26 protein-coding genes and 1 tRNA gene are annotated in these 23,127 nt (G+C 66.2%); 15 read left to right on the top strand and 12 right to left on the bottom strand.

Translation table 11 applies throughout. The annotated features are described in order from the left end of the window. Nucleotides 1-8: 8 nt before the first annotated feature. Both lipB and AC07PA_RS30550 read right to left on the bottom strand, forming a co-directional pair. Nucleotides 9-647: a lipoyl(octanoyl) transferase LipB gene (gene lipB / locus AC07PA_RS30545; protein ID WP_494610277.1), complete on the bottom strand. Its 639-nt coding sequence runs from the start codon at nucleotides 645-647 to the stop codon at nucleotides 9-11. 61 nt (nucleotides 648-708) lie between these two features. Next, nucleotides 709-1,029, bottom strand: coding sequence for a YbeD family protein (locus tag AC07PA_RS30550; RefSeq protein WP_494610275.1), 321 nt, complete (start codon nucleotides 1,027-1,029; stop codon nucleotides 709-711). A gap of 273 nt (nucleotides 1,030-1,302) precedes the next feature. Here AC07PA_RS30550 and AC07PA_RS30555 point away from each other — a divergent pair, with 273 nt between their 5' ends. From AC07PA_RS30555 to AC07PA_RS30595, 9 genes are all read left to right on the top strand, one after another. Beyond that, nucleotides 1,303-1,776, top strand: coding sequence for an ATP synthase subunit I (locus AC07PA_RS30555; RefSeq protein WP_007847755.1), 474 nt, complete (start codon nucleotides 1,303-1,305; stop codon nucleotides 1,774-1,776). A gap of 19 nt (nucleotides 1,777-1,795) precedes the next feature. Further along, entirely contained in the window at nucleotides 1,796-2,674 is an 879-nt protein-coding gene (atpB, locus tag AC07PA_RS30560) for a F0F1 ATP synthase subunit A (protein WP_007847753.1), read from the top strand. Between the two features lie 58 nt (nucleotides 2,675-2,732). Then, nucleotides 2,733-3,002 (top strand): F0F1 ATP synthase subunit C, encoded by a 270-nt coding sequence (gene atpE / locus AC07PA_RS30565; RefSeq protein ID WP_007847749.1) that lies wholly within the window; start codon nucleotides 2,733-2,735, stop codon nucleotides 3,000-3,002. 34 nt (nucleotides 3,003-3,036) lie between these two features. Further along, the gene (locus AC07PA_RS30570; protein WP_007847746.1) at nucleotides 3,037-3,507 is read left to right on the top strand and encodes a F0F1 ATP synthase subunit B; all 471 of its coding nucleotides are present in this window, start codon (nucleotides 3,037-3,039) and stop codon (nucleotides 3,505-3,507) included. A 10-nt stretch (nucleotides 3,508-3,517) separates the two neighbouring features. Beyond that, the gene (locus tag AC07PA_RS30575) at nucleotides 3,518-4,060 is read left to right on the top strand and encodes a F0F1 ATP synthase subunit delta (protein WP_007847738.1); all 543 of its coding nucleotides are present in this window, start codon (nucleotides 3,518-3,520) and stop codon (nucleotides 4,058-4,060) included. A gap of 42 nt (nucleotides 4,061-4,102) precedes the next feature. Next, entirely contained in the window at nucleotides 4,103-5,656 is a 1,554-nt protein-coding gene (gene atpA / locus AC07PA_RS30580) for a F0F1 ATP synthase subunit alpha (protein WP_007847735.1), read from the top strand. Nucleotides 5,657-5,674: 18 nt separating this feature from the next. After that, nucleotides 5,675-6,541 carry a F0F1 ATP synthase subunit gamma gene (atpG, locus tag AC07PA_RS30585; RefSeq protein ID WP_007847732.1) on the top strand — a complete coding sequence of 289 codons (867 nt, stop codon included), beginning with the start codon at nucleotides 5,675-5,677 and terminating at the stop codon, nucleotides 6,539-6,541. A 33-nt stretch (nucleotides 6,542-6,574) separates the two neighbouring features. After that, nucleotides 6,575-7,981 (top strand): F0F1 ATP synthase subunit beta, encoded by a 1,407-nt coding sequence (atpD, locus tag AC07PA_RS30590; RefSeq protein ID WP_007847731.1) that lies wholly within the window; start codon nucleotides 6,575-6,577, stop codon nucleotides 7,979-7,981. An 84-nt stretch (nucleotides 7,982-8,065) separates the two neighbouring features. Further along, the gene (locus tag AC07PA_RS30595; protein ID WP_007847729.1) at nucleotides 8,066-8,482 is read left to right on the top strand and encodes a F0F1 ATP synthase subunit epsilon; all 417 of its coding nucleotides are present in this window, start codon (nucleotides 8,066-8,068) and stop codon (nucleotides 8,480-8,482) included. Between the two features lie 78 nt (nucleotides 8,483-8,560). Here the strand turns inward: AC07PA_RS30595 and AC07PA_RS30600 are convergent, their stop codons facing one another. From AC07PA_RS30600 to AC07PA_RS30610, 3 genes are all read right to left on the bottom strand, one after another. Further along, nucleotides 8,561-9,391: a hypothetical protein gene (locus AC07PA_RS30600; protein WP_494610276.1), complete on the bottom strand. Its 831-nt coding sequence runs from the start codon at nucleotides 9,389-9,391 to the stop codon at nucleotides 8,561-8,563. A 161-nt stretch (nucleotides 9,392-9,552) separates the two neighbouring features. Continuing rightward, nucleotides 9,553-9,846, bottom strand: a complete 294-nt coding sequence (locus AC07PA_RS30605) for a DUF4148 domain-containing protein (protein WP_494608641.1) — start codon at nucleotides 9,844-9,846, stop codon at nucleotides 9,553-9,555. Between the two features lie 62 nt (nucleotides 9,847-9,908). Further along, the gene (locus tag AC07PA_RS30610) at nucleotides 9,909-10,202 is read right to left on the bottom strand and encodes a DUF4148 domain-containing protein (protein ID WP_108016751.1); all 294 of its coding nucleotides are present in this window, start codon (nucleotides 10,200-10,202) and stop codon (nucleotides 9,909-9,911) included. Nucleotides 10,203-10,583: 381 nt separating this feature from the next. Between AC07PA_RS30610 and AC07PA_RS30615 the strand changes: the two genes are divergently transcribed. From AC07PA_RS30615 to AC07PA_RS30625, 3 genes are read left to right on the top strand one after another with little or no spacing between them, the layout of a single operon-like run. Further along, nucleotides 10,584-11,033 carry a nuclear transport factor 2 family protein gene (locus AC07PA_RS30615; protein ID WP_145699469.1) on the top strand — a complete coding sequence of 150 codons (450 nt, stop codon included), beginning with the start codon at nucleotides 10,584-10,586 and terminating at the stop codon, nucleotides 11,031-11,033. Nucleotides 11,034-11,047: 14 nt separating this feature from the next. Continuing rightward, nucleotides 11,048-12,073 carry a YheT family hydrolase gene (locus tag AC07PA_RS30620; RefSeq protein ID WP_494610314.1) on the top strand — a complete coding sequence of 342 codons (1,026 nt, stop codon included), beginning with the start codon at nucleotides 11,048-11,050 and terminating at the stop codon, nucleotides 12,071-12,073. Next, nucleotides 12,066-12,596, top strand: a complete 531-nt coding sequence (locus AC07PA_RS30625) for a DUF2946 family protein (RefSeq protein WP_494610313.1) — start codon at nucleotides 12,066-12,068, stop codon at nucleotides 12,594-12,596. Before AC07PA_RS30620 ends, AC07PA_RS30625 begins: the two co-directional genes overlap by 8 nt. 72 nt (nucleotides 12,597-12,668) lie before the next feature. Here AC07PA_RS30625 and AC07PA_RS30630 read toward each other — a convergent pair whose 3' ends face one another. From AC07PA_RS30630 to AC07PA_RS30645, 4 genes are all read right to left on the bottom strand, one after another. Then, nucleotides 12,669-13,238 (bottom strand): c-type cytochrome, encoded by a 570-nt coding sequence (locus AC07PA_RS30630; protein WP_007859440.1) that lies wholly within the window; start codon nucleotides 13,236-13,238, stop codon nucleotides 12,669-12,671. 154 nt (nucleotides 13,239-13,392) lie between these two features. Beyond that, nucleotides 13,393-14,829, bottom strand: a complete 1,437-nt coding sequence (locus tag AC07PA_RS30635; protein WP_494610312.1) for an efflux transporter outer membrane subunit — start codon at nucleotides 14,827-14,829, stop codon at nucleotides 13,393-13,395. Further along, nucleotides 14,822-17,977 carry an efflux RND transporter permease subunit gene (locus AC07PA_RS30640; protein ID WP_007859437.1) on the bottom strand — a complete coding sequence of 1,052 codons (3,156 nt, stop codon included), beginning with the start codon at nucleotides 17,975-17,977 and terminating at the stop codon, nucleotides 14,822-14,824. The genes AC07PA_RS30635 and AC07PA_RS30640 overlap by 8 nt, the downstream gene beginning before the upstream one ends. Nucleotides 17,978-17,986: 9 nt before the next feature. Beyond that, complete coding sequence (locus AC07PA_RS30645; RefSeq protein WP_494610311.1) at nucleotides 17,987-19,288, bottom strand: efflux RND transporter periplasmic adaptor subunit; 1,302 nt, start codon at nucleotides 19,286-19,288, stop codon at nucleotides 17,987-17,989. 163 nt (nucleotides 19,289-19,451) lie between these two features. Between AC07PA_RS30645 and AC07PA_RS30650 the strand changes: the two genes are divergently transcribed. The 3 genes from AC07PA_RS30650 to AC07PA_RS30660 all read left to right on the top strand — a co-directional run bounded on the left by AC07PA_RS30650 (nucleotide 19,452) and on the right by AC07PA_RS30660 (nucleotide 20,800). Then, complete coding sequence (locus AC07PA_RS30650; RefSeq protein ID WP_145699474.1) at nucleotides 19,452-20,102, top strand: TetR family transcriptional regulator; 651 nt, start codon at nucleotides 19,452-19,454, stop codon at nucleotides 20,100-20,102. A 67-nt stretch (nucleotides 20,103-20,169) separates the two neighbouring features. Continuing rightward, a tRNA-Arg gene (locus AC07PA_RS30655) sits at nucleotides 20,170-20,245 on the top strand. 213 nt (nucleotides 20,246-20,458) lie between these two features. Then, nucleotides 20,459-20,800, top strand: coding sequence for a hypothetical protein (locus AC07PA_RS30660; RefSeq protein ID WP_007859432.1), 342 nt, complete (start codon nucleotides 20,459-20,461; stop codon nucleotides 20,798-20,800). 22 nt (nucleotides 20,801-20,822) lie between these two features. Here the strand turns inward: AC07PA_RS30660 and AC07PA_RS30665 are convergent, their stop codons facing one another. The 3 genes from AC07PA_RS30665 to AC07PA_RS30675 are packed head-to-tail and all read right to left on the bottom strand — an operon-like array spanning nucleotide 20,823 to nucleotide 23,122. Beyond that, nucleotides 20,823-21,176, bottom strand: a complete 354-nt coding sequence (locus AC07PA_RS30665; RefSeq protein ID WP_494610309.1) for a cupin domain-containing protein — start codon at nucleotides 21,174-21,176, stop codon at nucleotides 20,823-20,825. 12 nt (nucleotides 21,177-21,188) lie between these two features. Then, the gene (locus AC07PA_RS30670; protein WP_494610308.1) at nucleotides 21,189-22,184 is read right to left on the bottom strand and encodes a quinone oxidoreductase family protein; all 996 of its coding nucleotides are present in this window, start codon (nucleotides 22,182-22,184) and stop codon (nucleotides 21,189-21,191) included. A 38-nt stretch (nucleotides 22,185-22,222) separates the two neighbouring features. Then, on the bottom strand, nucleotides 22,223-23,122 hold the full coding sequence (locus AC07PA_RS30675) for a beta-keto acid cleavage family enzyme (RefSeq protein WP_494610307.1): 900 nt from the start codon (nucleotides 23,120-23,122) through the stop codon (nucleotides 22,223-22,225). Between the last annotated feature and the right edge of the window lie 5 nt (nucleotides 23,123-23,127).

A 23,127-nucleotide genomic window follows, 5' to 3' on the forward strand; every position in this document is an offset into this window, starting at 1 on the left:
GTGGCGGTTCAGGGAGACAGGCGGATGCCGAGCTGCTGGCCCAGCACCTTGGCGGCATCGTCCCAGGTGGTTTGGACCCCGATTGTAGAAAGGTCCACGGTTTGCAGTCCCGCGTAGCCGCAAGGGTTGATACGGCCGAAGGGTTCCAGGTCCATCGCCACGTTGAGCGCGGCGCCGTGGTAGGTGCTGTGGCGGCTGACCTTGATGCCCAGTGCGGCAATCTTTCCGAGGCCCGCGAAATCGGGCTCGGCGGGCCCGGCGGCCTCGCGCTTTTGCGGGCGCTGGGGCAGCATGGCGTGGCTGTGCGGGTCATCCAGGCGCACATAGATGCCCGGGGCACCGGCCACGCGGTGGCCGGTGACGCCGAAGTGCGCCAGGGTGCGGACCAGCGCCTCTTCGACGCGGTAGACGTATTCCTTGACGAAGTAGCCCGCGCGCTGCAGGTCGATGAGCGGGTAGGCCACTACCTGGCCGGGGCCATGGAAGGTGACCTGGCCGCCGCGGTTGGTGGGCACCACCGGAATCGTGCCGGGATTGAGCAGGTGATCGCTCTTGCCCGCCAGGCCTTGCGTGTAGAGCGCGTCGTGCTCGCACAGCCACAGCGCATCGGGCGTGTCGGCCGTGCGTGTGGCCGTGTAGTCCTGCATGGCCTGCACGGTGGCGGCGTAGTCCACCCGCCCCAGGGTGCGCAGATCGATGGCCACGGACTTAGAGCACCACCTTGACGAGGGGGTGCGATGACAGGGCCCGGTACAGGTCGTCGAGCTGCTCGCGGCTGGTGGCCTTGATGGTGACAGTAACTCCGAGGTAATTGCCCTTGCTGCTGTCGCGCAGTTCAATGGTGGCGGGGTCGAAGGTCGGGTCGTACTGGCGGGCCAGCTCGGTCACTGCATGGACGAAGCCATCCACCTTGGCGCCCATGACCTTGATCGGGAACCGCGAGGGGTATTCGATCAGCGAGTCCTTGCGGGCATCCGCAGAGGAGGAGTCGAGGATGGTGAGGTTCGGTGGCAAAGGAGGAGACGTCATGGGCAGGTGCTACGGTTGCGGTGGCGGTGCGGGCAAGGCCATTGTGCGGCAAGCCCTTCGCGGTGTCGTGGATGTGTCACACGGATGTGCGCCTTTTCGGTGCATAACCGGGAACCCCAGCGCCCGGGCGGGCGTTGGTGGGTCACCACAAAGGTGCTGGCGAGCGCACCCCTTTCAGTCCCGATTGCGGGTCTTTGTCGCTGCGCACGGGTTTTTACTTATAATTAGAGGCTTTGTGAAATTTGCAGTCTGTAACACGGGCGTTACTCAACAATGAAAACAATCGCCCCTGAGACTGAAACTGAGGCTGAAGATTCTGACTTCAAGCCCCTGACCGCGCAGGAAGCGCAGCAGTGGCGAAGCCGCAACCCACCTGTCTCGATGTGGAGGGTGGTGGCGGGTCAGGCGCTTGTCGGCGTGCTCGTGGCCCTGGTGGCCTGGGGGCTGACGGGCAGGACCGAGGTGGGCTGGTCTGCCGCCTACGGCGCGCTTGCAGTGGTGGCTCCGGCCGCATTGTTCGCCCGCGGTATGTCGCGCCAGATGGCGTCCGGAAATGCGGGCGCCTCCATGGCGGGGTTCTTTGGTTGGGAGATTGCCAAGATCGTGTTCACCATTGCATTGCTGGCAGCGGCCCCCTGGGTTGTGCCGGGGCTGGTGTGGCTGGCCTTGCTGGCAGGCATGGTGCTCACGATGAAAACGTATTGGGTCGCGCTCATGGTGCGGTCCGGTGTCCGAAAAACCGATTGATATAGAGAAGAGTTGTCCGATGGCCGCAGAAGCGCACGCTCCGACTGCAAGTGAATACATCGTTCACCACCTGCAGCATCTTCAAAACGTCAACCAGACCAAGATTGTTGACTTCACGGTCATCAACTATGACTCGATCATCGTGGGTTTGGTTCTGGGTGCTCTGACCCTTTTGATCCTGTGGTCCGCGGCCCGCAAGGCAACCTCCGGCGTTCCCGGTCGCTTCCAGGCGGCAGTGGAAATGCTGGTCGAGATGGTGGACAACCAGGCCAAGGCCAACATCCACAACGCCGAGAGCCGCAAGTTCATCGCGCCCCTGGGCCTCACGGTGTTCGTCTGGATCTTCCTGATGAACTTCATGGACATGCTGCCCGTGGACCTGCTGCCCGCCATCTGGGCCCAGATCTATGGCGCTGCCGGCCATGACCCGCACCACGCCTACCTGCGCGTCGTGCCCACGGCCGACCTCTCCACTACCCTGGGCCTGGCATTCGCCATCCTGATCCTGCGCTTCTGGTACAGCGTGAAGATCAAGGGCGCCGGCGGCTGGGCGCACGAACTCGTGTCGGCCCCGTTCGGCACCAGCAAGAATCCCATCTTCGCCCTGATCCTGGGCGTGGTGAACCTGCTCATGCAGGTCATTGAATATGTCGCCAACACCGTGTCGCATGGCATGCGGTTGTTCGGCAACATGTACGCCGGCGAACTGGTGTTCATGCTGATCGCCCTGATGGGTGGTGCGGCTGCGCTGTCGCTGTCGGGTGTGCTGCTGCCTGTGGGCCACGTCATCGCTGGCACCATCTGGACGCTGTTCCACATTCTGGTGATCTCGCTGCAAGCCTTCATCTTCATGATGCTTGCGCTGATCTACCTCGGTCAGGCGCACAACGCGCACTAACGGTTCCCTTTCGTTTCTCTTTCCTTTCAACCTTTCTTTTTTTAACTCAGGAGTCATCATGGAAAACATTCTCGGTCTCGTCGCTCTGGCTTGTGGTCTGATCGTTGGCCTCGGCGCTATCGGCGCTTCCATCGGTATCGCACTGATGGGCGGCAAGTTCCTCGAATCGTCGGCTCGTCAGCCTGAGCTGATCAACGAACTGCAAACCAAGATGTTCATCTTGGCCGGTCTGATCGACGCTGCCTTCCTGATCGGTGTGGCCATCGCCCTGCTGTTCGCCTTCGCCAACCCCTTCGCTTCCACGTTCTTGGCCAACCTGCCCAAGTAATTCCCACTCAACGCCACTCTAGAAAGGTGTTGCCGTGAGTATCAACGCGACCCTGTTCATTCAGGCCATCGTCTTCCTGATCCTGGTGTGGTTCACGATGAAATTCGTGTGGCCCCCGATCGCGAAGGCGTTGGATGAACGAGCCCAGAAAATCGCCGAAGGCCTCGCTGCTGCCGACCGTGCCAAGTCCGAACTGACCGCTGCCAACCAGCGCGTCGAGAAGGAACTGTCACAGGCACGCAACGAAACGGCCTCGCGTCTTGCGGACGCCGACCGACGTGCCCAGGCCATCATCGAAGAAGCCAAGGCACGCGCCACGGAAGAAGGCAACAAGATCGTTGCTTCCGCCCGTGCCGAAGCCGAACAGCAAACGGTGCAAGCCCGCGAAGCCCTGCGTGAGCAGGTTGCCGCGCTGGCCGTCAAGGGTGCAGAGCAGATTCTCCGCAAGGAAGTCAATGCCGGCGTTCACGCCGACCTGCTCAACCGCCTGAAGACCGAGCTGTAAGGGGACACACATGGCTGAACTCGCCACCATTGCCCGCCCTTACGCCGAAGCCCTGTTCAAGGCCGCTACTGCGGGCGCGGGCATGGACCTGGCCAGCACCGCTGACTGGGTCGATGAACTGGCGGCCATTGCCGCCAACCCCCAGTTGCGCCAGCTGGCAGACAGCCCCAAGGTGACGGCAGACCAGGTGTTCGCCGTCGTCACGGGTGTTGCGCGTTCGGCGCTGTCCGATACGGCCAAGAACTTCCTGCGCACGGTCATCGACAACGGGCGCCTCAACGCGCTGCCGGAAGTCGCCGTGCAATTCCGTGCCCTCGTGAATCGCCGCAGCGGCTCTTCGGATGCCGTGGTGCACAGCGCCTTCCCGATGGACGCCGCAGCGCTGGCTGAGGTCGGCTCGGCGCTCGAAAAGCGCTTCGGCCGCAAGCTCAACCTCGCCGTTCAGCTGGACGAGTCCCTGATCGGTGGCATTCGCGTAGTGGTGGGTGACGAGGTGCTGGACACTTCGGTCAAGGCCCGTCTTGAACAAATGAAAGCGGCCCTCACCGCGTAACGCGCGGCGAGGACAGCGAACCAAAGAAAGAAGGAAAGAGTCATGCAACTCAATCCCGCAGAAATTTCTGAACTCATCAAGAGCCGCATCGAAGGTCTGGCCGCCAGCAGCGATATCCGCAACCAGGGTACCGTGGTGTCCGTGTCCGACGGTATCGTGCGCGTGCACGGCCTGTCGGACGTGATGGCCGGTGAAATGCTTGAGTTCCCCGCCACCAAGGACGGCCAGCCCTCCTTCGGCCTGGCCCTGAACCTCGAGCGCGACTCCGTCGGCGCCGTGATTCTGGGTGAGTACGAACACATCTCCGAAGGCGACACCGTCAAGTGCACGGGCCGCATTCTGGAAGTGCCGGTCGGCCCCGAGCTGGTTGGCCGCGTGGTGAACGCCCTGGGCCAGCCGATCGACGGCAAGGGTCCCATCAACGCCAAGCTCACCGACGTGATCGAAAAGGTCGCTCCGGGCGTGATCGCCCGTAAATCGGTGGACCAGCCCCTGCAGACCGGCCTGAAGTCCATCGACTCGATGGTGCCCGTGGGCCGTGGCCAGCGCGAGCTGATCATCGGCGACCGCCAGACCGGCAAGACCGCCGTGGCCATCGACGCCATCATCGCCCAGAAGGGCCAGGGCGTGACCTGCATCTACGTCGCCATCGGCCAGAAGGCTTCGTCGATCAAGAACGTGGTGCGCGCACTGGAACAAGCCGGTGCCATGGACTACACGATCGTGGTGGCCGCATCGGCCTCCGAATCGGCAGCCATGCAGTACGTGTCGGCCTACTCGGGCTGCACGATGGGCGAGTACTTCCGCGACCGCGGCCAGGACGCCCTGATCGTTTATGACGACCTGTCCAAGCAAGCCGTGGCCTACCGCCAGGTTTCGCTGCTGCTGCGCCGCCCACCAGGCCGCGAAGCCTACCCCGGCGACGTGTTCTATCTCCACAGCCGCCTGCTCGAGCGCGCAGCCCGCGTGAACGCCGACTACGTCGAAGCCTTCACCAAGGGTGAAGTCAAGGGCAAGACCGGTTCGCTGACCGCACTGCCCATCATCGAAACGCAAGCCGGCGACGTGTCCGCCTTCGTTCCGACCAACGTGATCTCGATCACCGACGGCCAGATCTTCCTGGAAACCAGCCTGTTCAACGCCGGTATCCGCCCCGCCATCAACGCCGGTATCTCGGTGTCGCGCGTCGGTGGTGCTGCCCAGACCAAGCTGGTGAAGAACCTGTCCGGCGGTATCCGTACCGACCTGGCCCAGTACCGTGAACTGGCTGCCTTCGCGCAGTTCGCTTCCGACCTGGACGAAGCCACCCGCAAGCAGCTGGACCGCGGTGCCCGCGTGACCGAACTGCTCAAGCAGGCACAGTACAGCCCCCTGTCCATCTCGCTGATGGGCGCGACGCTGTTCGCGGTGAACAAGGGCTTCATGGACGACATCGACGTCAAGAAGGTTCTCGACTTCGAACACGGCCTGCACCAGTTCCTGAAGACCAGCCACGCCGCACTGCTGGCCAAGCTGGAACAGGCCAAGGCCATGGACAAGGACGCTGAAGCCGAATTGACCGCCGCCATCGGCGCGTTCAAGAAGTCGTTCGCTTAAACCGGACGAGGAGCCATCATGGCAGCAGGCAAGGAAATACGCGGCAAGATCAAATCGGTGGAAAACACCAAGAAGATCACCAAGGCCATGGAGATGGTGGCTGCATCCAAAATGCGCAAGGCGCAGGAACGGATGCGGGCTGCCCGCCCCTACAGCGAGAAGATCCGCAACATTGCAGCCAATCTCGGCCACGCCAATCCGGAGTACGTGCATCCGTTCATGAAACTGAACGATGCCAAGGCGGCCGGCGTGATCGTGGTGACGACCGACAAGGGCCTGTGCGGTGGCATGAACACCAACGTGCTGCGCATCGTGACGGCCAAGCTGCGTGAGCTGCAGGGTGCTGGCGTGTCCACCGAGGCGGTTGCCATCGGCAACAAGGGCCTGGGTTTCCTGAACCGTGTCGGCGCCAAGGTGGTTTCGCACGTGACGGGCCTGGGTGACACGCCCCATCTGGACAAGCTGATCGGCCCTGTGAAGGTGCTGCTCGACGCTTACGCGGAAGGCAAGATCAACGCGGTGTACCTGAGCTACACCAAGTTCATCAACACCATGCGCCAGGAATCGGTGGTGGAGCAGTTGCTTCCCCTGTCGTCCGAGCAGATGCAGGCCGAGAAGACCGAGCATGGCTGGGACTACATCTACGAACCCGATGCCCAGACCGTGATCGACGATCTGCTGGTCCGCTATGTCGAGTCCCTGATCTACCAGGCGGTTGCGGAAAACATGGCGTCCGAGCAGTCGGCACGCATGGTGGCCATGAAGGCCGCCACCGACAACGCCGGCAGCGTCATTGGCGAGTTGAAGCTGGTCTACAACAAGACGCGCCAGGCAGCGATCACGAAAGAACTTTCGGAAATCGTGGCTGGCGCCGCTGCTGTGTAAGCAGCTCAACCAACATCTAAATTGGAGCGAAAAATGGCTCAAGTGCAAGGCAAGATTGTTCAATGTATCGGCGCTGTGGTGGACGTTGAGTTCCCGCGCGACCAGATGCCCAAGATTTACGATGCTCTGAAGCTCGAAGGCACGACGCTGACGCTGGAAGTGCAGCAGCAGCTGGGTGACGGCGTGGTGCGTACCATCGCCCTGGGTTCGTCCGACGGCCTGCGCCGCGGCATCATGGTGACCAACACCGGCAACGCCATCACCGTGCCCGTGGGCAAGGCGACGCTGGGCCGCATCATGGACGTGCTGGGCGCGCCCATCGACGAACGCGGTCCCGTGAGCCAGGAACTGACGGCATCCATCCACCGCAAGGCCCCTGCGTACGACGAACTGTCGCCTTCGCAAGAGCTGCTGGAAACCGGCATCAAGGTGATCGACCTGGTCTGCCCGTTCGCCAAGGGCGGCAAGGTGGGCCTGTTTGGTGGCGCCGGCGTGGGCAAGACCGTGAACATGATGGAACTCATCAACAACATCGCCAAGGCCCACTCGGGTCTGTCGGTGTTCGCTGGTGTGGGCGAGCGTACCCGCGAAGGGAACGACTTCTACCATGAAATGGCCGATTCCGGCGTGGTGAACCTCGAAAAGCTCGAAGACTCCAAGGTCGCCATGGTCTACGGTCAGATGAACGAGCCACCAGGCAACCGTCTGCGCGTGGCGCTGACCGGCCTGACCATCGCCGAGTCCTTCCGTGACGAAGGCCGTGACGTGCTGTTCTTCGTGGACAACATCTACCGCTACACGCTGGCCGGTACCGAAGTGTCCGCTCTGCTGGGCCGCATGCCTTCCGCCGTGGGCTACCAGCCTACGCTGGCCGAGGAAATGGGCCGCCTGCAAGAGCGTATCACCTCGACCAAGGTCGGTTCGATCACCTCCATCCAGGCCGTTTACGTGCCAGCCGATGACTTGACCGACCCTTCGCCTGCCACGACCTTCGCCCACTTGGATTCCACCGTGGTGCTGTCGCGTGACATCGCTTCGCTGGGTATCTACCCTGCCGTGGATCCTCTGGACTCCACCAGCCGCCAGCTGGACCCGAACGTCGTGGGCGAAGACCACTACGCCACGGCCCGTGCGGTGCAAGGCACGCTGCAGCGCTACAAGGAACTGCGCGACATCATCGCCATTCTGGGCATGGACGAACTGGCTCCTGAAGACAAGCTGGCCGTGGCCCGCGCGCGCAAGATCCAGCGTTTCCTGTCGCAGCCTTTCCACGTGGCCGAAGTGTTCACGGGTTCGCCAGGCAAGTACGTTCCCCTGGCCGAAACCATCCGTGGTTTCAAGATGATCGTCGGCGGCGAATGCGATCACCTGCCAGAACAGGCGTTCTACATGGTCGGTACCATCGACGAAGCCTTCGAAAAGGCCAAGAAGGTGGCCTGATTGCCCGGCGGCTGAGCGGCGGCCCACCGCTGCTCGGCCTTCCACTGCAATCGAGCAACCCATCCCCTTTTCCTAGGAGCAATGATGAACACCATCCACGTTGATGTGGTCAGTGCCGAAGAGTCCATCTTCTCCGGTGAAGCACGCTTTGTCGCGCTGCCTGGTGAGTCTGGCGAACTGGGCATCTTTCCCCGCCACACCCCGCTGATCACGCGCATCAAGCCGGGCTCGGTGCGCATCGAAATGGCCGACGGTCGCGAAGAGTTCGTGTTCGTGGCAGGTGGCATTCTGGAAGTGCAGCCCAACCGCGTGACCGTGCTGTCCGACACCGCCATCCGCGGCAAGGACCTGGACGAAGAGAAGGCCAATGCTGCTAAGGCATCGGCCGAAGAAGCCCTCAAGAATGCCAAGGGCGAGATCGACTTGGCACGAGCCCAGTCCGAGCTGGCCGTCCTGGCGGCGCAAGTCGCCGCATTGCGCAAGTTCCGCCAGAAGAAGTAAGAAGAGAAAACAAGTAAGCAAGCAAGCCCTCCAGATCCTCGCGGATCTGGCCTGAAAACCCGGCCCTGCCGGGTTTTTTTATGCCTGCTCGCCGGGGCCCTGGACCAGGCGGATCTGCAGGCCTTCGCACGCCAGCGCCAGTGTGTCCTCGGTGGTGCTGTCTGCCTGCAGCAACTGCCGGGGGGCCAGGAAGGCGCGTGCCTTGGCCAGCGAGCGCACGCCGAACGTGAGCGATTCGATGCGCAACTGCCCGGCGGGAAACAGCTCCAGCCCGATGCCGGGAGCGAGGCTGAGGGCATTGCCGGGCGGGGTGCCGGTGAGTGCCCGCCAACGGCACTGGTGCGCGGCAAGGTCCGGCGTGCCGATGCGCACCGTCTGCAGCCCGAGCAGTCCCAGGGGGCCGCCAGCCTGGCCGTGCAGCGCCTGCGTGTGCTGGGCGCGGCGTTGCGTGGGGGTGGCGGCTTCACCCCAGGGGTAGATGCTCCCCTGGGCATTCCATTCGCAAAAGAACACGCAGCATTCAGGTGCCGACAGGTCCAGCAGCACAGAGTTGGTGAAGTTCGTGACCACTTCGCCGTGGGCATTCGTGGATTGGAACGGCCGGGATGGTTTGCATTGCATGCCCAGTGCCGCGACTTGCGCCATGGCCGTCGGCAAAGGCCCCGCAGGCTCGAGTGCGAACCCATGCACGAGGGGTGGTTGTGCGTGGGAGGGCAAGTCGGCATTGGACGCCGCAGCCCAGAGCTCCAGGTCCGTGTTGCCCACATGCACCCAGCCGTAGGTAGCGAAAGCCGTGTGCTGCAAAGGCCAGGCCACGGGCAAGCCGAACACGCGGCTGAACAGATCGAACAAGGGCTCCGCGGCGGTCAGGCGCAGCATGATGTGGTCGATGGAACGGTAGGGTGGCATCCGGGGTGTGCGTGCGGTTCCTGTCCGATGCATTGTGCCTTTGTGAGCCATCACTTCCGCTGTCTCGCGCTTCCCCATACAAAAGGCCGGTGGCCCTCGCGGGGCACCGGCCTTTTGCATGGGGGCTGCAGTGCGGTCTGCAGCCTTGCCTTGCCTGTGGATTACAGGGCGCTGATTTCGCCCGAAGGGATCTGGCCCAGGCGCACGGCTTCGGCGGCTGCTGCACGCACGGCAGCGCGGTCGGCCGTGGACTTGTAGGTCACGACGCGCGAACCAGCGGGCTCGATGCTGCGGGTCTGGGCCACGGTCGCGGCTTCTGCAGCCACTTCAGCGCGGGTGCGGTTCGTCTCGAACTTCAGGGCGAACTGCGAGCTGTCGGCTTCGTCAGCGTGGGCACCGAAAGCGGAGAAAGCAGCCACAGCGGCGATGGACAGGAAACGTGCGGTCTTGTTCATGGTGATCTCGATTCTTTGTTAGGTTTGTTTGGGCAGAGGGTCAGTTCAGTCCGGGGCGCTGATTACAGAGCGCCGATTTCGCCAAAAGAGATCTGGCCGGTGCGCACAGCGTCAGCAGCCTGGGCACGCACGGCAGCGCGGTCAGCGGTGGACTTGTAGGTCACCACGCGCGAACCAGCGGGCTCGATGCTGCGGGTCTGGGCCACGGTGGCGGCTTCAGCGGCCACTTCGGCGCGGGTGCGGTTGGTTTCGAACTTGGTGGCGAATTGCGAAGCGTCGGCTTCGTCGGCGTAAGCGCCGAAGGAAGCGAAAGCGGCAACAGCGGCGATGGAGAGGAAGCGTGCGGTCGTGTTCATGATGAAAATCCTTAAAGTGAAAAAGCGTCTCAAAAAAACCGGAACAAAAACAACTTCGAACCGGGTTCGGTGAGTCGCCTTGCGGGTTCGGCTCATCGATGGGTTGAACTGTACGCCTCGGATGGATAGAGAAAAACCACCCAGTCGCGAACTAACTGTTCCAGTATTGGAAACAATGCATCGGGAACTTTTGCGGGTTTACCCGTGCCTCAAGCTGGCAGGTGGCGCGCTTGTCCGGGGAGGTACAGGAAAACCCGCGGCTGCCAGCAGGACAGTGGCAAATGCTGTGCAGACCGCCCGCAGGGGCCCGCCCGGGCGGGCCCACAAGCACGGCGGACCGCGCACAATAGGCGCACCGCCCACCACCCCCTCTCCTTGCCCATGCCACGCGCACGACCCACAGCCGCCCCTCTGGGCGGCTCTTCGGATGAAACCGAAACTGCCTTCTACGACGCGCTCCAGCGGGGCGACATCGAACTGCTGATGTCGTGCTGGGCCGACGAGGAGGACATTGTCTGCGTGCACCCGGGCGGTCCCCGGCTCGTGGGGGCCGGTGCCATCCGCGCCGCGTTCGAGGCCATGTTTTCCAATGGCACGGTGCGTGCCCGACCGACCCAGGTGCGCCGTGTGCAGGCGCTGTCCAGCGCGGTGCACAGCGTGGCCGAGCATGTGGAGGTGATGCTGCCCGACGGCATGCACCGCGCCATCGTGATTGCCACCAATGTCTACCACAAGACCCCCCAGGGCTGGCGCCTGGTGGTGCACCATGCCAGCGCGGGCGTGGTGGAGGATGTGCAGGCCATGCAGGCGCAGCAGCCGGTGCTGCATTGAGGGTGCCGCACGCCATGCACTCCCTGCAATACACGGCGCCACGGTGGCTGCCCGGTGGGCAGCTGCAGACCATCTGGCCTGCGCTGTACTCGCGCCGCGTGTTCGGTGCGCCGCCATCCTACCGGCGCGAGCGCTGGGACACACCCGATGGGGATTTCGTGGACGTCGATTTCCTCGACGACGGGGTGCCGCCAGCGACGCAGCGGCCGCTGCTGGTGGTGTTCCATGGCCTTGAAGGCTCCTCGCGCAGCCACTACAGCGAGGCCTTTGCCGACCTCGCGCGAGAGCGTGGCTGGGCCTGTGCGCTGCCGCACTTTCGCGGCTGCAGCGGCGAGATCAACCGCGCGCCGCGCGCTTATCACTCGGGTGACCATGCCGAGATCGGCTGGATGCTGCAGCGCCTGCGTGCCATGCACACAGGCCCGCTGATGGCGGCAGGCGTGTCATTGGGGGGCAACGCGCTTTTGCGCTGGGCCGCCGAGCTGGGCGAGGAGGCTGGCCACAGCGCCGACGCTATTGCTGCGGTGTGTTCGCCCATCGACCTGGCCGCCGGCGGGCATGCGATCGGGCGCGGCTTCAACCGGCAGGTTTACACCCGCATGTTCCTGCGCACCCTGGTGCCCAAGGCCTTGCAGAAGCTGGCCCAGCACCCCGGCCTGTTCGATCGCCAGGCCCTGCTGGCGGCCCGCGACCTGTACGCGTTCGACAACGTCTTCACCGCACCGGTGCATGGCTTTCGCAACACCGAGGACTACTGGCTGCGGGCGTCGGCCAAGCCGCTGCTGCACCGCATCCGCATCCCGGCGCTGGTAGTGAACGCGCGCAATGACCCCTTCGTTCCGGCCAGCAGCCTGCCTGGCGTGCACGAGGTGGGCCGCTGCGTCACCCTCTGGCAGCCGGCGCATGGTGGCCACGTGGGCTTTGCCAAGGGGCGGCTGCCCGGCCATGTGCGGGCCATGCCGGATGCCGTGGGCACCTGGCTCGCGGCGCAGACTGACACGGAAAGCCGTGCAGCGGGGGCACAATCGCGGCATGGATGACATCGTCAAGCAGGCCCTGGCCAAATGGCCGAACGTACCCGACTGCTACGGCTGGCTGGGGCTGGATGCGCGCGGGCGCTGGTACATGCGCGACGACCGGACGCAGGCCGCCGGCCCGTTCCCAGAGGCCAAGGGCTCGCTGCTGCAGCACGAGAAGCTGATCGACTTCATCCACCGCAACTATGAGGCCGATGGGGCAGGGCAGTGGTTCTTCCAGAACGGGCCGCAGCGCGTGTACGTGGAACTCGAAGCCACGCCGCTGGTCTGGCGCCTGGCGCCCGATGGATCGGTGACCTCCCACACAGGCAAGTCCACCACGGTGGACCAATGCCTGCTTGATGCGCAAGGCCGGGTGTACCTGGCCACGCCGCTGGGGCTGGGCCTGGTGCACACGCTGGACGTGGGCCTGGCCGCCGACGCCGTGGAGCAGGGCCGCTGGACGCCGGTGGAAGTGCGGGCCGAGGACCTGCCGGCCCGCCATGGTTTTGTGACCAGCCCGGCTGCGCGACACGCCAGCGCCTGAGCAGGCCATTCAGAGGCAACAAAAAAGCCGACCTCGCGGGGTCGGCTTTTTGTTGGGGTGAGCGCAGTGCGCTTACTGCGACGCGCCAGATGCAGGCGCTGCCGCTGCGGCGGATGCGCCGTCACCCGCGGCAGATGCCGCCGCCGCAGGGGCGGCGGGCTCTTCGAACTTGGCACCACCGGCATTGGCCATGAAGGCCACGGCACGTGCGATCTCGGTGTCGCTGAAGTCGCCGCCACCCTGGGGGGCCATGGCGCCCTTGCCCTTGAGGGCGGACTGCACCAGCGTTTCAAAGCCGGTCTTGATGCGGGCCGACCAAGCGGCGGCATCGCCGAACTTCGGGGCCCCTGCTGCGCCGGTGGCGTGGCAGGCGGCGCACTGGGCCTTGTAGACGGCTTCGCCATTGGCCAGCGGCCGGTTGGCATCGCGCACCTCGACCGCGCCCACCTTCTGGATGCGTGCCGCTGTGGCCTTCTGGGTGTCCACCGCGCCGGCGGCCGGCTTGTTGTCCGAGGTGACGTAGAGGACCAGGCCGATGATGGCAAAGATCGGAATCACAAACGAGGCAAGTACCGCGATCAGCAACTGCTTGGGGTTCTTGATCGGGCCGGTATGGGCTTCTTCGTGGTGGGTGTCGCTCATGACTTCCTCGGGTTTATCGTGGGGCTTTGATGCAATCAACCTTCAATTATATCTGCCGGTGCCCCCGGCCCCTGCAGCACGGGCGACGTGCGTGCCGAAAGGCAGACAAAACAATTTCGGGCGGCACACTGTGGCAGTGGCCGCCCGAAGGCGTTCAGGAGCCCGCAGCCGCCCGGGCCACTGGCTCGGCCATACCGCCGCCGCCCAGCGCCTTGTAGAGCACGACCTGGTTCTGCAGTTGGGCCAGCCGCACCTGCACCACCCCTTGCTGGGTGCTGAACAGCGAGCGCTCGGCATCCAGCAGGTCCAGGTAACTGGACACGCCGTTGCGGTAGCGCAGGTCGGCCAGGCGCAGGCGGGCCTCTTCGGCCTCGGCCTGGCGCTGCTGGGCCTCGGACTGCTCGACCAGGGTGGACTGGCCGGCCAGCGCATCGGACACCTCGCGGAACGCCGTCTGGATGGCTTTCTCGTACTGCGCCACGGCGATGCTGCGCGAGGCCTGCGAGCTCTCCAGGTTGGCCTGGTTGCGGCCGGCATCGAAGATCGGCAGCAGCAGCGACGGGGCGATGGTGAAGCCCCAGGAGCCGCTCTTGAACAGGCCCGAGAGCTCGCCACTGGCCGTGCCGGCCTGTGCCGTCAGCGAGATGCGCGGGAAGAAGGCGGCGCGCGCGGCACCGATGTTGGCGTTGGCAGCGATCAACTGCTGCTCGGCCTGGCGGATGTCGGGGCGCTGCCTGAGCAGCTCCGAGGGCAGGCCCGCAGGCAGCGCGGCCATGGCCGGTGCGTTGGCCAGCGTGCTGCCCGCCAGGCTGGCCAGGACCTCGGCCGGCACCGGCTGGCCCAGCAGCAAGGCCAGGGCGTTCTCGTCCAGCGCGCGCTGGCGCTGCTGCTGTGCCAGCGTGGCACGCGCGGCCTGGGTGAGCGACTCGGCCTGGCGGAAGTCGAGTTCCGAAGCCACGCCGGCATCCAGGCGCAGGCGCGTGAGGCGCACCGATTCTTCGCGCGAGGTCAGTGTGCGGCGCGAGAGCTTGAGCAGCTCTTCGTCGGCCAACAGGGTCAGCCAGCCGTTGGCCACGGCGGCCACGAGGCTGACCTGGGCGGCATTGCGGCCTTCCTCGCTGGCCAGGTACTGTGCCAGCGCCTGTTCCTTGAGGCTGGCGATGCGGCCGAAGAAGTCGATCTCCCAGGCCGAGAGGGCCAGGCCCGCGCTGAACGAGTTGGTCAGATCGCCGTTGGACGCCGAGGGCCCCCGGCTGGCGTTGACGCCCAGGCCCACGCTGGGGAACTGGTCCGCGCGGCGGATCTGGAACTGCGCCCGCGCCTGCTCGATGTTGAGCGCGGCCACGCGCAGGTCGCGGTTGTTGGCCAGCGCCGCGCTGATCAGGGTTTGCAGGCGCGGGTCGGCAAAGTAGTCCCGCCACGGCACCTGCGCCGCGCCAGCGGCCCCTGCGGGCGCCGTGGCGCCCGCCTGGTAGGTGCCGGGCACGGGTGCCTCGGGACGCTCGTAGGTGGGGATCATCGAGCAGCCCGAGAGCAGCAGCAGCGCGGTGGCTGCGGCCAGGGCCAGATGGGTGGGGCGGCGGTCAATCATGGGTTCCAACTCCTGCTTCTTCTGCGTGGCGGCGGTTCATTTCCTGCTGGCGCGCGCTGCCCTTGAACAGGCTGCGCACCACCACGAAGAACACGGGCACGAAGAACACGGCCAGTGCCGTGCCGGTGATCATGCCGCCGAGCACGCCGGTGCCGATGGCGCGCTGGCTCGCCGAGCCCGCGCCCGAGGCGATGGCCAGGGGCAGAACGCCCAGGCCGAAGGCCAGCGAAGTCATCACGATGGGGCGAAAGCGCAGGTGGGCCGCGGCCAGCGCCGACTCGACCACGCCCCGGCCCTGGGCCTGCAGGTCCTTGGCGAACTCGATGATCAGGATGGCGTTCTTCGCGGACAGGCCGATGATGGTGATCAGCCCCACCTGGAAGTAGATGTCGTTCGCATATCCGCGCAGCAGGGTGGCCAGCAGCACGCCCAGCACACCGAGCGGCACCACCAGGATCACGGCCAGCGGGATCGACCAGCTTTCGTACAGCGCGGCCAGGCACAGGAACACGGCCAGGATGGCAAAGCTGTACAGGATCAGCGACTGCGAGCCGGCGAGCTTTTCTTCGCGCGACATGCCCGTCCACTCGTAGCCGAAGCCCGGCGGCAGCTGGGCGGCGAGCTTTTCCATCTCGGCCATGGCGGCGCCGGTGCTCATGCCCGGTGCGGGCGAGCCCGAGATGCGCACGGCCGGGTAGCCGTTGTAGCGCACGGTCTGCTGTGCACCCTTGATCCAGCGGGTGCTGGCAAAGGCCGACAACGGCACGGGCTTGCCCTGGCTGTTACTGGCGTTGATCTTGAGCAGGTCCTCGGGCTGCATGCGCGCCGGCGCGTCGGCCTGCACCACCACGCGCTGCAGACGGCCCTGGTTCGGGAAGTCGTTGACGTAGGTGGAGCCCAGGGCGGTGGACAGGGCCGAGTTGATCGCGTCGAAGGGCACGCCCAGTGCGTTGGCCTTGTCGCGGTCGATGTCGATCTGCAGCTGCGGTGCGTCTTCCAGGCCGTCGGGGCGCACCTGGGTGATCACCTTGCTCTGCGAGGCCATGCCCAGCAGCTGGTTGCGGGCGTTCATCAGCGCCTCGTGCCCGGCGCCGCTGCGGTCCTGCAGGCGGAACGAGAAGCCGCTGGCGTTGCCCAGCTCGGGGATGGGTGGCGGGCTCAGCGGGTAGATGAAGGCATCGCGGATGCCCATCAGTCCGCCGAAGGCCCGGCCTGCCACGTCCTGGGCCGACTGGCCGGGGCCGTGGCGTTCCTTCCAGTCCTTCAGGGTCACGAAGGCGAGCGCGGCGTTCTGGCCCTGGCCGGAGAAGCTGAAGCCCAGCACGCCGACCATGCTCTGCACTTCGGGCTGCTTGAGGATGAACTCTTCGACCTGCTGCATCACGGCCAGCGTGCGCTCCTGGGTGGCACCCGGAGGCAGTTGCACGTTGACGATGATGTTGCCCTGGTCTTCCCCGGGCAGGAAGGAGGTGGGCACGCGCATGTAGACCACCACCACGGCGCCGATGATGGCAGCGTAGATCACGAGGTAGCGCGCGGCCTTGCGGAGCATGCGCGAGACCAGGCCTTCGTAGCCCTTGGCCGTGCGCGAGAAGCCGCGGTTGAACCAGCCGAAGAAGCCGCTCTTTTCATGGTGGTGGCCGGCTTCCACCGGCTTGAGCAGCGTGGCGCACAGGGCCGGCGTGAGCGACAGCGCCATGAAGGCCGAGAAGCCGATGGAGGCCACCATCACTGCCGAGAACTGGCGGAAGATGTTGCCGGTGGAGCCGGAGAAGAAGGCCAGCGGCACGAACACCGAGATCAGCACCACGGTCACGCCGATGATGGCGCCCGAGATCTGGCGCATGGCCTTGCGGGTCGCCTCCAGCGGCGGCAAGCCTTCCTCGCTCATGATGCGCTCGACGTTCTCCACCACCACGATGGCATCGTCCACGACGATACCGATCACCAGCACCATGCCGAACATGGTCAGCACGTTGATCGAAAAACCCAGCGCCAGCAGCGTGGCGAAGGTGCCCAGCAGGGCGATCGGCACGACGATGGTCGGGATGATGGTGTAACGCCAGTTCTGTAGGAACAGGAACATCACCAGGAACACCAGGGCCACGGCCTCCAGCAGGGTGATGGCCACCTGGGTGATGGAGATGTCCACGAAGCGCGAGCTGTCGTAAGGGATGCTCCACTCCGTGCCCTGCGGGAAGAAGCGGGAGAGCTCGTCCATCTTCACGCGCACGGCTTTGGCGGCCTCCAGCGCATTGCCGCTCGGCGACAGCTGCACGCCGATACCGACGGCGGGCTTGCCGTTCAGGCGCGCCGAGGTGGCATAGGCCTGGCCACCGAGCTCGACGCGCGCCACGTCCTTGAGGCGCACGGTGGAGCCATCGGTGTTGGCGCGCAGCACAATGCCGCCGAACTGCTCGACGCTGGACAGCTGGCCATTGACCACCACCGTGGCGGCAATGCCCTGGCCGGCCACGTTGGGCAGGTCACCGATGGTGCCGCTGGCCACCTGGGCGTTCTGCGCCCGGATGGCGGCCGTGATCTCCGCCGAGGAGAGGTTGAAGCTGACCATCTTGGCCGGGTCGATCCAGATGCGCATCGAGCGCTCGGTACCGAACAGCTGGGCCTGGCCGATGCCGGGAAGGCGCTGCAGCTCGGGCACGATGTTGCGCGAGGCATAGTCGCCCAGGGCCACGGTGTCCATCTTCGGGTTGGTCGACGAGAGCATCGTGAACAGCAGGAAGTTGGAGCGCGACTTGTCCACGCGCACGCCCTGCTGCGTCACGGCCGAGGGCAGCCGCGGCGAGGCGCGCGAGAGGCGGTTCTGCACGTCCACCTGCGCCAGCTCGGCGTTGGTTCCGGGCTGGAAGCTCAGCGTGATGCTGCCCGAGCCATCGGCCTGGGCCACCGACTCCATGTAGATCAGGCCGGGCGAGCCGTTCATTTCGCGTTCGATGACGGACAGCACGCTGTCCTCCAGCGTCTGCGCAGAGGCACCGGGGTAGGCGGCGTTGATGACGATGGCGGGAGGTGCCACCGGCGGGTACTGCGCGATCGGCAGCTGCGTGATCGCCACCCCGCCCATCACCATGATGAACAGTGCGATCACCCACGCGAAGATCGGGCGGTCGATAAAGAACTTGGCCATGGATGCCCCTTACTTCGACGCGGCGGCAGAGGCCGCAGGTGCGGCACCGGGGGCTGCTGCGGCGGCTGGCGCCGCAGCGGGCGCGGCACCGGCGGCCTGCCATGGAACGGGTTTCACGGGTGTCCCCGGAGGCAGCATCTGCAGCTTCTGGAAGCCGTCGACCATGACCTTCTCGCCGGCCTTCAGGCCGTCGAGCACCACCCAGCGGTTGTTCTGCGCCGCGCTGATCTTCACGCTGCGCGGGCTGATCTTGCCGTCCTCGCCCACCACGCTCACCGTGTCACCCTGCTGGGTGCGCGTCACCGCCTGCTGGGGCAGGGTGATGGCGTTGCTGACCTCTGCCTGCTCGATCTGCACGCGCAGGTACAGGCCGGGCAGCAGCTCGCCCTTGGGGTTGGGCACTTCGGCGCGCAGCGTGACCTGTCCCGTCGACGCATCGACCGACAGGTCCGAGAACAGCAGCTTGCCGGGATGGGCGTACGCCGAGCCATCGCCCAGCAGCAGCTTGACGCTGGCGGCGTCGCCGCTGGCGCGCTTGAACTGGCCGCTTTCCATGGCACGGCGCAGCGCGAACACGTCGCTGGCCGACTGGGTGAAGTTCACGTACACCGGGTCGATCTGCTGGATGATGGCCAGCGGCGTGGCTTCGCCCTGGCCGACCAGCGCGCCTTCGGTCACCAGGGCGCGGCCGATGCGCCCGGAGATGGGGGCCGTCACGCTGGCGTAGCCAAGGTTGATGCCCGCGGTGCGCGTGGCTGCGCGGCCGGCTTCCACGTCGGCCTGGGCCTGCTTCTGGGCGGCCTCGGCGTTCACGAAGTCCTGCTTGCTGATGGCATTGGCGGCCACCAGGGGGCGGTAGCGCTCCACCGTGGCCGTGGCCTGGGCCAGGTTGGCCTCGGCCTTGGCCAGGCTGGCCTTGGCGCTGTCCGCAGCGGCCGCGTAGGTGGCCGGGTCGATGCGGAACAGCGGCTGGCCCGCCTTCACGTCGCTGCCTTCGCGGAATTCGCGCTTGAGCAGGATGCCGGCAGCGCGGGCACGCACCTGGGCCACGCGCGAGGCTTCGACCCGGCCGGGCAGCTCGGTGACCAGCCCCACGTCGCCCGGCGTGGCAACCACCACGCCGACTTCGACGGGAGGCATCTTGGGCGCACCGCCCGCGGCGGCCGGGGCATCGGACTTGCCGCATGCGGCGAGAAAGACGGTAACGGTGCACAGAGCGGCCACGGGCAGCATGCGCTGCAGGGCAGGGATGCGCGCAATGCGGCGGGATGGGTCACGCAGGCGAGGCATGGGAGTCCTTGTGTTGGGCATCAACGGGATGTTCACGGCAGGCATCGCCGAGCAGCGGTGTGCGTCGGCGAATAGGAGTTTCTACCAATAGACGGGCAATTATACATACAACCATGGATGTATAATAGGGCTGGCGCCCAACCTGGGCCGCCTGTGAAATTGCAATGAACGGGAGGCTGTATCCATGGTGCGCAGAACCAAAGAAGACGCGATTGCCACGCGCAACAGCCTGATCGATGCAGCCGAGAAGGTGTTCTACGACAAGGGCGTCTCCAGGGCATCCCTGAGCGACATCGCCCTGGCCGCGGGCACCACCCGGGGAGCCATCTACTGGCACTTCAAGGACAAGGTCGACCTCTTCAACGCCATGATGGACCGGGTGACCCTGCCGCTGGAGCAGGGCTACGGCGAGTTCGAAGCCAGTACCGACCTGGACCCGCTGCAGCGCCTGCGCGCCGTGATGGCCCTGGTGCTGGAGAGCGTGGCCTCGGACGAGCACACGCGCCGGGTGTTCGAGATCGCCATGCACAAGGTGGAGTACGTGGGCGAGCTGGTGGCGGTGCGCGAGCGCCACCTGGCCGCCAGCGACGGATTCACGCGCCAGCTGGCCCGTGACTTCGAGCTGGCTGCCCAGGCCCAGCGCGTGGCCATGCCGGTGCCTCCCATGGGCGCAGCCGTGGGCCTGCATGCCCTGTTCGATGGCCTGATCCAGAACTGGATCCTGTCCAACGGCGTGTTCGACCTCGCCGGTATCGGCCGTGTGACCACCGATGCCTTCATCACCGGCCTGGGGCTGCGGCTCGGGGCCCCGGTGCCGGCCGCCGGCAGGCCGTAAGCGGAGGGCGGGGGCCGCTTGCTCCGCAGGGTGCGTGCTGCATGCGATAATGCCGAGCTACACGCATGCGGCTGTAGCTCAGTGGATAGAGTATTGGCCTCCGAAGCCAAGGGTCGTGGGTTCGATCCCCGCCAGCCGCACCACCATCTCCCAGCATGAACCTGGATGCTGTTCCTGTCTCCATGCCGATTCGGAACGCTGACGCTTCCTTTTCGGAGTGGCATGGACATGCGCCTCCATGCATTGCCAACAGGATCCGGGCACGCCCCTGGGGCAACCAGGTGACCCTCATCGGTTCTATGCAAAAACCATCCATGGTGTTTGCGCAATGCTGATGCGCCGTGTCCAATAGAACCATGCCGCACCTGCTTTTCAAATGGGTCCTGCGCGAGGACCGCTACGAGTTCTCCGGCCAGGCGCTGACCCCCCGTGCCCTCGAAACCGAGGTCAATGCGGAGATCGTTGCCATCTGGGCATGGATCCAGCGTCAGAAGCTGCGCCCCGGGCAATTCGGCTGGGAGGCCACGCGCCGCACCACCACCTCGAAGGACGAAACACTGGCCGTCGCCAACGGCGCCATCGTCGCCGATGGGGGGACGATTCTTCATCCCCAGGAGACACGCGTCGTGGTGACGTTGCCCGAGAAGGTCGCGGTGCAGTTCCGCTTCGAATTCAACGTGGTGGACGACCGGCGCTGAGCGGGCGGCGCGTCCGATGGGCTCAGCGGGGCTCTGCCATCACCAGCAGCACCCGCACCGGGTGCGCGCTGCGATTGCGCAGCTGCCGCGCCTCGCCCGGCGCGATACGGCAGCTGTCGAGCGCGCGCAGCACCTCGCTGCATGGCGGGCCGCCGGGTTGCTGGCTGGTGATCTCGAGCTCGCCGTCCAGCACGACGTAGAACTTTTCCAGCGCGGAGGCGGACAGCGTGGTGCTGCCCCTCGGGGCCACCAGCGACAGCCCTATCCACGCCGTGTCCGCGGGGCCGGCCTCGCGGCCCTGCAGGCGTGCCATCGCGAAGCCTTCGTGGCCCGGGGCGTCGTAGCCGGGCGCATCGGCATGTCGTACCAGGTGCATGCTCGTCTCCGTTCAGGGGGCCAGCACGACACGCGAGGACGAGCCCGCAATCACGCGCCGGTAGGCGTCGGCCGCTTCCTCCAGGGGCACCAGGCCGGCAGGATCGACGTCGAAGGCGCGCAGCGAGCCATCGCTGAAGCCGGGTGCCAGCAGGTTCAGGATGGCGGCGCAGTCCTCCACGCTGAGCTTGAGGCTGTCCACCCCGAGCAACTGCAGGTTGCGGCGGTAGAACATCAGGATGTCGAACGGCACCGAGCGCTCGATGGTGGAGATGAGCACCTGCGTGCCGCCCACGGCCAGGCCCTGCAGCGCGGGTGCGAAGTAGGGCGAACCCACGGTGTTGTAGGCGATGTCGGCGCCGCGCCCGCCCGTGGCGTCGAGGAGGGCCTGGCCCAGCTCGGGGAGGGTTCCGTCCAGCACGGTGACGGGCCGGCTGGCGTGGCCGCGGTAGCTGCTGGTGCCCCGCTCCACGCCGATCACCGTGGCGCCGGCGCGCGTTGCCAGCTGGGTGGCGGCCTGGCCCACCTTGCCGTTGGCGCCGAACACCACCACCGTCTGGCCGGGGCCCTGCAGGCCCGCCCGGCGCAGGCCCTCCCATGCGGTGATGAAGGGCACGCCCACCGTGCCCGCAGCGGCCACGGGCACGGCATCGGGCCGGCGCGCCAGGGCCGCCACCGGCAGCACCAGGTAGCGTGCGTGGCTGCCGTCGCGGGTGACACCCAGGTCGCCGCCCGTGCCCCAGACCTCGGCGCCCAGCCACTCCGTCGGGCCGGCCACCACGCGGGCGGAAAAGTCACGCCCCGGTGTGCGTGGCCAGATGGCCTGCGGCATCAGGCCCAGCGCCGCCTTGACGTCACTGGGGTTGACGGCGGCCGCCAGAACTTCGACGACCGCATGGCCGGGCGGTGCGTCGGGCCGGTCCTGGGGCTGCAGCTGCAGCTCGAGGGTTTCTGGCGCTTCGGCCTTCTGGGACACGCGCAATGCGTGCGCGGGAGAGGCAATGGTCATGATGAGAGTCCTTCGATGGGATGGAGAGTGAAATCGGTTCAGTGCAGGGCGTTGGTGGCACGCAGGCCCCAGGTGGTGCGGGCCTGGGCGCTGGTCGCCAGGCGTCCGCCGAGGTCCTCGACGATGCGGCGCGCCTTGTGCACCAGTTCGGCATTGCTGCGGGCGAGCAGGCCCTTGTCGAGGTAGATGGTGTCTTCCAGGCCGATGCGCACGTTTCCGCCCAGCAGGTGGGCCTGGGCCACGGCGGGAAAGGCGTGGCGCCCCACGGCGAACGCCGACCAGCAGGCCTGCGGCGCGATCAGCGAGCGCGCCAGCATCAGGGCCGCGGGCGTGAACGGCAGGGCATAGCGCACGCCCATGACGAAGGTGTACAGGCCCGGCCCGGCCAGCGTGCCGTCGGCCATCAGGGCCTGCGCGAGCACCAGGTCGCCGGTGTCGAAGCATTCGAGCTCCGGCACCACGCCGTGTTCGCGCACCACGGCGGCCATGCGGCGCACGTTGGCGGGGGTGTTCATCACCACCTGCTCGCCCGAATTCATGGTGTTGAGGTCCAGTGAGCAGATGTCGGGCTTGAGCGCCGCGATGTGCGCCACGCGCAGTTCGGGCCGCAGCAGCGAGGTGCCGGGTGCGGCCAGGCGGGGTTCGTCCGCGCTGGGCACGAAGCGCCCGCCCGGCCCGGTGGTGAGGTTGATGATGAGTTCGGGCCGGTCGCGGCGCAGCGCCTCGACCACGCGGGCATAGAGCTCGACGTCCATGGACGGTGCCCCGGTGTGCGGATCGCGCACATGGATGTGCACCGCTGCGGCGCCGGCGTCTGCGGCCTCCAGGCAGGCGTCGCTGATCTGCCCGGGCGTGACCGGCAGGTGCGGCGTCTGGTCGGGCCGCGTGAGATTGCCCGTGACGGCGCACGTGAGGATGGTGGTGGTTTCGAGGGACATGGTCA

Source organism: Acidovorax sp. GW821-FHT09B03 (assembly GCF_059418305.1).

What these genes read in the sequence shown, in the direction of transcription:
- AC07PA_RS30625 (WP_494610313.1), top strand. Translation starts at nt 12,066, where the DNA reads ATGGATGACATCGTCAAGCAGGCCCTGGCCAAATGGCCGAACGTACCC.
- AC07PA_RS30660 (WP_007859432.1), top strand. Translation starts at nt 20,459, where the DNA reads ATGCCGCACCTGCTTTTCAAATGGGTCCTGCGCGAGGACCGCTACGAG.
- AC07PA_RS30635 (WP_494610312.1), bottom strand. Translation starts at nt 14,829, where the DNA reads ATGATTGACCGCCGCCCCACCCATCTGGCCCTGGCCGCAGCCACCGCG.
- AC07PA_RS30675 (WP_494610307.1), bottom strand. Translation starts at nt 23,122, where the DNA reads ATGTCCCTCGAAACCACCACCATCCTCACGTGCGCCGTCACGGGCAAT.
- AC07PA_RS30670 (WP_494610308.1), bottom strand. Translation starts at nt 22,184, where the DNA reads ATGACCATTGCCTCTCCCGCGCACGCATTGCGCGTGTCCCAGAAGGCC.
- atpE (WP_007847749.1), top strand. Translation starts at nt 2,733, where the DNA reads ATGGAAAACATTCTCGGTCTCGTCGCTCTGGCTTGTGGTCTGATCGTT.
- AC07PA_RS30620 (WP_494610314.1), top strand. Translation starts at nt 11,048, where the DNA reads ATGCACTCCCTGCAATACACGGCGCCACGGTGGCTGCCCGGTGGGCAG.
- atpD (WP_007847731.1), top strand. Translation starts at nt 6,575, where the DNA reads ATGGCTCAAGTGCAAGGCAAGATTGTTCAATGTATCGGCGCTGTGGTG.
- AC07PA_RS30640 (WP_007859437.1), bottom strand. Translation starts at nt 17,977, where the DNA reads ATGGCCAAGTTCTTTATCGACCGCCCGATCTTCGCGTGGGTGATCGCA.
- AC07PA_RS30650 (WP_145699474.1), top strand. Translation starts at nt 19,452, where the DNA reads ATGGTGCGCAGAACCAAAGAAGACGCGATTGCCACGCGCAACAGCCTG.
- AC07PA_RS30595 (WP_007847729.1), top strand. Translation starts at nt 8,066, where the DNA reads ATGAACACCATCCACGTTGATGTGGTCAGTGCCGAAGAGTCCATCTTC.
- AC07PA_RS30615 (WP_145699469.1), top strand. Translation starts at nt 10,584, where the DNA reads ATGCCACGCGCACGACCCACAGCCGCCCCTCTGGGCGGCTCTTCGGAT.
- AC07PA_RS30665 (WP_494610309.1), bottom strand. Translation starts at nt 21,176, where the DNA reads ATGCACCTGGTACGACATGCCGATGCGCCCGGCTACGACGCCCCGGGC.
- AC07PA_RS30600 (WP_494610276.1), bottom strand. Translation starts at nt 9,391, where the DNA reads ATGCCACCCTACCGTTCCATCGACCACATCATGCTGCGCCTGACCGCC.
- AC07PA_RS30645 (WP_494610311.1), bottom strand. Translation starts at nt 19,288, where the DNA reads ATGCCCAACACAAGGACTCCCATGCCTCGCCTGCGTGACCCATCCCGC.
- atpG (WP_007847732.1), top strand. Translation starts at nt 5,675, where the DNA reads ATGGCAGCAGGCAAGGAAATACGCGGCAAGATCAAATCGGTGGAAAAC.
- AC07PA_RS30575 (WP_007847738.1), top strand. Translation starts at nt 3,518, where the DNA reads ATGGCTGAACTCGCCACCATTGCCCGCCCTTACGCCGAAGCCCTGTTC.
- AC07PA_RS30555 (WP_007847755.1), top strand. Translation starts at nt 1,303, where the DNA reads ATGAAAACAATCGCCCCTGAGACTGAAACTGAGGCTGAAGATTCTGAC.
- atpA (WP_007847735.1), top strand. Translation starts at nt 4,103, where the DNA reads ATGCAACTCAATCCCGCAGAAATTTCTGAACTCATCAAGAGCCGCATC.
- AC07PA_RS30610 (WP_108016751.1), bottom strand. Translation starts at nt 10,202, where the DNA reads ATGAACACGACCGCACGCTTCCTCTCCATCGCCGCTGTTGCCGCTTTC.
- AC07PA_RS30630 (WP_007859440.1), bottom strand. Translation starts at nt 13,238, where the DNA reads ATGAGCGACACCCACCACGAAGAAGCCCATACCGGCCCGATCAAGAAC.
- atpB (WP_007847753.1), top strand. Translation starts at nt 1,796, where the DNA reads ATGGCCGCAGAAGCGCACGCTCCGACTGCAAGTGAATACATCGTTCAC.
- lipB (WP_494610277.1), bottom strand. Translation starts at nt 647, where the DNA reads ATGCAGGACTACACGGCCACACGCACGGCCGACACGCCCGATGCGCTG.
- AC07PA_RS30605 (WP_494608641.1), bottom strand. Translation starts at nt 9,846, where the DNA reads ATGAACAAGACCGCACGTTTCCTGTCCATCGCCGCTGTGGCTGCTTTC.
- AC07PA_RS30550 (WP_494610275.1), bottom strand. Translation starts at nt 1,029, where the DNA reads ATGACGTCTCCTCCTTTGCCACCGAACCTCACCATCCTCGACTCCTCC.